Here is a 704-nt window from a genome sequence, read left to right as displayed (position 1 = left end):
CCGGCACCTTCGTCCCCGTGGCCCAGGCCCTGCGCCACCAACCGATGCGCCTGCTGGCCCAACCGAGTTACACCGGCGCCTACGACATCGACCAAGACCCGCTGTGGACCCACACCCCGCAAGCGCTACCGATTGACGTACTGGCCTGGTACCAGTGCGACCACCTCGGCACGCCACAAGAACTCACCGACCCCACCGGCCAAATCGCCTGGAGCGCGCAGTACAGCGCGTGGGGTGAAGTCACTGAACAACGCACGAAATGGGCACAACGCCAAGGCCTGACCAACCCGATCAGGTTTCAGGGGCAATACCACGATCACGAAACAGGGCTGCACTACAATCGGTACAGGTACTATGATCCACGGGTCGGACGGTTTGTCAGCAAAGACCCGATCAGCTATGCGGGTGGGTTGAATCTTTATGCGTATGCGCCTAATCCGGTGGAGTGGGTTGATCCGCTGGGGTTGGCGCGAATCAAAAACGCAGTTGAGGGGGATCGTCGCCACCAAGAATTTAATGCAAAGGTCAAGGAGAAATACCCTGACGCGACGATCCAATGTGAGTGTTATCTACGTGGCGCATCTGGGAAGTCTGTTAAGGATCCTATTTCAGAAGAAAGGCGTCGTGTTGATACAGTCGTTATCGAGGATGGTAAGGCGCAGACCTTTGAGGTGACCAGTCCGACCGCCGATAAAACGAAACAA

At 57.1% G+C, this 704-nt stretch carries 1 protein-coding gene; it reads left to right on the top strand.

Annotation, left to right across the window (positions count from 1 at the left end; all coding sequences use genetic code 11):
- Nucleotides 1-704, top strand: a 704-nt coding sequence (locus V6F78_RS22245; protein ID WP_332728333.1) for an RHS repeat-associated core domain-containing protein, incomplete at both ends; no start/stop codon positions are given.

This window comes from Pseudomonas sp. ESBL9 (assembly GCF_036668715.1).
GTDB classification, from domain to species: domain Bacteria; phylum Pseudomonadota; class Gammaproteobacteria; order Pseudomonadales; family Pseudomonadaceae; genus Aquipseudomonas; species Aquipseudomonas lundensis.
This window is presented reverse-complemented; position numbering and strand designations above follow the sequence as displayed.